Below are 4,733 nucleotides of genomic sequence, written 5' to 3'. Positions count from 1 at the left end.
CAGTCTTGGACAAAGATCAGACATTCTCGTCATTCTATTTAAATACTCATATCTGGGATCCATCCTTTTTTTGGATGTCCGGGCTTCGGATCAAGTATTACCATGTCCTTCCTATATGTAAGAAACCATGCGACGTGCTGTATTCCATGATTATTTTAGTTCAATAGGTGGAGGTGAGCATGTTGCGACAATGCTCGCATACTGTCTCTCAGCTGATTTGATTACAACCGAGTGTAAAGAAACAGCGTTACCTGAAAGCCTTGGGATCTCTATTCATTCGCTTGGGATGATTATCCCCGCTCCGGTATTAAAACAAATGTCTGCGGCATGGCTTTTTTCCCGATCAAATTTTTCAGAATCTTATGGGTTCTTTGTTTTTAGTGGAAACTGGGCATCGCATGCTTCAAAATTTCATCATCCCAATATCTGGTACTGCCATACTCCTGTTCGTGCTTTTTACGATCTTGCTGATCTCTTTGAACAGAGATTACCGGTTTTTATACGACCTTTCTATCGTGCCTGGGTTAAACACCAACGTAACGTGGATCAGAAGGTGCTTGCAGACATTGATGAAATAATAACAAATTCTCATAATACTGCAGGCAGGATCCTTCATTATTATGGGCGTAAGGCCCGGGTTGTTTACCCTCCTGTTGAATTAAACCGATTTTCATTCAAAGAATCAGGAGGGTTCTGGCTATCAGTAAACCGGTTGTACCCTGAAAAGCGGATAGAGCTTCAGATAGACGCATTTCGTTTATTGCCTGAAGAGGAACTTCTGATAGTTGGTGGAGCTGGAAGCGGTGATCACGCGATTCGATATGCATCAAAAATTATGACGAATCTCCCATCCAATGTAAAGGTGCTTGGTTCTGTCTCTTCTGAAAAATTAACAGATCTGTATAGTACTTGCCGGGGATTGATATGTACAGCAATTGATGAGGATTTTGGAATAACTCCTCTGGAAGCGATGGCCTCGGGAAAACCTGTGGTTGCTGTCAATGAGGGTGGTTTCCAGGAGACGGTTGTTCATGGAGAAACCGGGCTTCTTATTGAGCCTACTGTGAAAGCAATAGTTGAGGCTGTTGTGGAAGTAGGAGCCGATCCAATCAGGTATAAAGATGATTGTATCAGGAGAGCCGAAGAGTTTGGTGGGATAGACCGGTTTTGCAAGGAGATCCGGGAAATTGTCATGTCAACGAAGTGAGATCAATTATATGCTAACAGGGTATCTTTTCCGATAAAAGGGGGAGAAATAATAATTATATTCGTGTTTCGTAATTTTTCTGATAAAAATCCTTATATTCACCAGATATAACTCGATTAAGCCAGATTTGGTGATTAAGATACCAACAGATGGTTTTTTTTAACCCCTCTTCAAAAGAGGTTTCAGGTTTCCATCCTAGTTTGGATTGTATCTTTGATGCATCTATTGCATATCGGCGATCATGCCCGAGCCGATCCGTGACATAAGTGATCAATCCTTCATTGATCTCCTGATCCTTAGTTATTTCTCTGAGTAGTCGCAGAATTGTTTTGATGATAACGATATTTTCCTGCTCATTTGATCCTCCAATATTATATACTTCACCAGGATTCCCATGATTAAATGTAATATCAATTGCCTTGCAATGATCGTCAACGTATAACCAGTCCCGGATCTGTCTCCCATCTCCATACACCGGGAGGCTTTCATGAGTAAGGGCACGGGTAATGATGAGGGGAATCAATTTTTCCGGGAATTGATATGGGCCATAATTATTTGAACACCGGGTAATTACTACCGGCATGCTGAAGGTATCGTGGTATGCTTTTGCAATGAGGTCTGATCCAGCTTTACTTGCTGAATATGGACTATGTGGGTCTAGTGGTGTTTGTTCAGAGAAGAGGCCTTCCGGACCGAGGGTCCCATATACCTCATCGGTTGAGACCTGAAGGAATCTGACTCCGTCTTTCCATTTTCCGTCCTGAAACCAGGCCTCTTTTGCCATACTGAGGAGGGTATGTGTACCAAGGATGTTGGTTTTGAGGAAAACTGATGGATCATGAATAGAGCGATCCACGTGGGATTCTGCGGCAAAGTTAATTACTCCCTGAACCGGCCACGTTGAGAAAACATCATTAACCTGTTCCTGATTGGTGATATCTCCGTTTAAGAAGATAAATTGGGATTTCTGTTTTGCTGGTATTTCCTTGAGATTCTCGAGGTTTCCTGCATAGGTAAGTGTATCATAACCGATAAGGATGTCTCCGGGATGGGTTTTCAGGTAATGGTAGACAAAGTTTGATCCAATGAATCCAGCTACCCCTGTAACCAGGATGTACATGGTTTAGATCCTCCCGATTTCATGTAAAAATCTCCCGGTTGCATCCTGCCAGGAGGGCAGCTCATAGCCGATGGTATGATCTGTTCCAAAATTATCAAGTGCTGAAAATGCTGGTCGTGTTGCCTTTGTTTTAAAATTGGAACTCTTCCCTGGTGTGAGTTCTCCTGTCCATCCTATCTGATTTAGAATATAGTATGCCCACTCATACCGGGAGCAGTGCCCAGTGTTTGTCATGTGGTAGATGCCGTATTGTTCGGTTTTGATAAGATCGAGGGATGCCTGAGCAAGATCCTTGGTATACGTTGGTGATGAGATCTGATCATCTACTACGGTGATCTGGTCTCTTTGACTGCTCCATTCAAGAACTTTCTTGACAAAGTTGGAGTTCCCTGCACCGAAAACCCAAGAGACCCGAATAAGAAAATATTTGAGAGCATGCCTCATCACCATCTGCTCGCCAAGAAGTTTGCTCTCTCCATACCGGCTGATTGGATCCGGGGTATCCACAAGGGTATATGGTCTGGATGTTTGGCCATTGAAGATATAATCAGTTGAATAGTGAATGAGCACTGCATCTACCTTGTTCGCAGCGAGAGAAAGATTCTTTGGTCCGAGACCATTCACTAAAAATGCCCGTTCCCAGTCGGTTTCGGCCTGATCTACTGCATTGTATGCTGCACAGTTGATGATAATATCTGGTTTTTGAGTGAAGATATATTCTATAACGGTTTCATATCTAGTGATATCCAAATCCTGTGATCCACAGGGGACTGTATCAGTGTTATTTTTCTGACTAAGCTGGGTGATGTCCTTTCCAAGTTGGCCATGAGCCCCTGTGATAAGGATTTTCATCGAACTACTCCACTGAAAATTGACTAGGTTCATACCTAAAGGGTGATGCCAGTTCACAAAGTCTGGGGTGCCTGGTATCTTTTTCAGAGAGGATGGGCAGATGGATCCCGTTCTCTTTAAGTGGCCAGGATATTTCCAGTGTAGGGTCATTCCATAAAATTCCTGCGTCCCCCTCCGGATAATACCAGTCAGTCACTTTGTACATTACTTCAGTATTGTTATCCAGCACCAAGAACCCGTGAGCAAATCCGGTGGGGACATAGAGCATCTGTGGCGATTGCTCGGAGAGAATGACTCCAATATGCTTTCCAAAGGTTAGAGATCCGATTCTGATGTCAACAACCACATCATAGATTGAACCTTTCAGAACTCTGATGAGTTTTCCCTGTGCATGAGGATGTTGGTAGTGTAGACCACGAAGCACTCCTTTCTGTGACTTGGAATGATTATCCTGTACAAATTCATCTTTTATTCCGGCAGCAGAAAAATCCTTCTTGTTGTAACTCTCAACAAAAAACCCCCTGGGATCAGGGAATAACTGAGGTTCAATCAGGAGGACATCCCCAAGTATTGTTGGGATTATGGTAAGTTTTCCCATATTAATATTCAACCCCGTTTGCAAGATCTATGAGATAATTTCCATATTCTGTTTTCTCAAGGCATTTGGCAAGATTAAGAAGTTGTATTCTATTTATATGTCCTAGTTTATACGCGATTTCTTCGATACAGGCAACATAAAGTCCCTGTCGTTTTTGAATAGTTTCGATGAATTGCGCAGCTTCCAAAAGGGAATCATGGGTTCCGGAATCAAGCCATGCCATTCCCCGACCGAAGAGTTCGACCCTGAGGGTCCCCCTGTTAAGGTATTCCTTGTTCACATCAGTGATTTCTATCTCACCTCGAGCAGAAGGCGCCAATTTTTTTGCGATCTGAACGACATCGTTATCATAGAAATATAATCCCGGAACTGCATAATTTGATTTTGGTTTTTTTGGCTTTTCTTCGATAGAAATCACCTTTCCACCCTGATCAAATTCCACGACTCCAAAAGCATTTGGATCTCTAACATAATATCCAAAGATAGTAGCTCCTGAATTATGAGATCCTGCTCGTTTGAGAATTTCCGAAAAATGCTGCCCATAAAAGATATTATCTCCAAGGATGAGAGCCACCGGATCATTTCCGATAAATGACTCACCCACGATGAATGCATCTGCAAGGCCGCGGGGCGATTCTTGTATGATATACGAGAATGACAGACCTAATTGTGATCCATCCCCGAAGAGTTCCTGATAAAGAGGAAGATCCCGGGGGGTTGATATGATCAGGATTTCCCTGATTCCTGCAAGCATCAGGACAGATAGTGGATAATAAATGAGTGGTTTATCATATATCGGGAGAAGATGCTTGGAGATTGTTTTTGTGAGTGGGTAAAGGCGGGTGCCTGAACCTCCTGCGAGGATTATTCCTTTGGTTATCACATGGCATCAATCCGGTGAGTGGCCTAGTCTCCATAAATATTGGATGAATTCTCTGATAATTCCTTGGGCCTCT

General features: G+C 42.9%; 5 protein-coding genes. 1 reads left to right on the top strand and 4 read right to left on the bottom strand.

The features are described 5' to 3' along the window. The first annotated feature begins 127 nt into the window (after window positions 1-127). Window positions 128-1,207, top strand: coding sequence for a glycosyltransferase (locus tag VN429_RS03505; protein WP_325629846.1), 1,080 nt, complete (start codon window positions 128-130; stop codon window positions 1,205-1,207). A gap of 55 nt (window positions 1,208-1,262) precedes the next feature. Here the strand turns inward: VN429_RS03505 and rfbB are convergent, their stop codons facing one another. From rfbB to rfbA, 4 genes are read right to left on the bottom strand one after another with little or no spacing between them, the layout of a single operon-like run. Beyond that, the gene (gene rfbB / locus VN429_RS03500; protein WP_325629844.1) at window positions 1,263-2,327 is read right to left on the bottom strand and encodes a dTDP-glucose 4,6-dehydratase; all 1,065 of its coding nucleotides are present in this window, start codon (window positions 2,325-2,327) and stop codon (window positions 1,263-1,265) included. Between the two features lie 3 nt (window positions 2,328-2,330). Beyond that, window positions 2,331-3,179, bottom strand: coding sequence for a dTDP-4-dehydrorhamnose reductase (gene rfbD / locus VN429_RS03495; protein WP_325629842.1), 849 nt, complete (start codon window positions 3,177-3,179; stop codon window positions 2,331-2,333). 4 nt (window positions 3,180-3,183) lie between these two features. Further along, window positions 3,184-3,777, bottom strand: a complete 594-nt coding sequence (rfbC, locus tag VN429_RS03490) for a dTDP-4-dehydrorhamnose 3,5-epimerase (protein ID WP_325629840.1) — start codon at window positions 3,775-3,777, stop codon at window positions 3,184-3,186. Window position 3,778: 1 nt separating this feature from the next. Continuing rightward, window positions 3,779-4,660, bottom strand: coding sequence for a glucose-1-phosphate thymidylyltransferase RfbA (rfbA, locus tag VN429_RS03485; protein WP_325629838.1), 882 nt, complete (start codon window positions 4,658-4,660; stop codon window positions 3,779-3,781). Between the last annotated feature and the right edge of the window lie 73 nt (window positions 4,661-4,733).

Source organism: Methanospirillum sp., from assembly GCF_035560735.1.
Classification (GTDB): domain Archaea; phylum Halobacteriota; class Methanomicrobia; order Methanomicrobiales; family Methanospirillaceae; genus Methanospirillum.
This window is presented reverse-complemented; position numbering and strand designations above follow the sequence as displayed.

What these genes read in the sequence shown, in the direction of transcription:
- VN429_RS03505 (WP_325629846.1), top strand. Translation starts at nt 128, where the DNA reads ATGCGACGTGCTGTATTCCATGATTATTTTAGTTCAATAGGTGGAGGT.
- rfbB (WP_325629844.1), bottom strand. Translation starts at nt 2,327, where the DNA reads ATGTACATCCTGGTTACAGGGGTAGCTGGATTCATTGGATCAAACTTT.
- rfbD (WP_325629842.1), bottom strand. Translation starts at nt 3,179, where the DNA reads ATGAAAATCCTTATCACAGGGGCTCATGGCCAACTTGGAAAGGACATC.
- rfbC (WP_325629840.1), bottom strand. Translation starts at nt 3,777, where the DNA reads ATGGGAAAACTTACCATAATCCCAACAATACTTGGGGATGTCCTCCTG.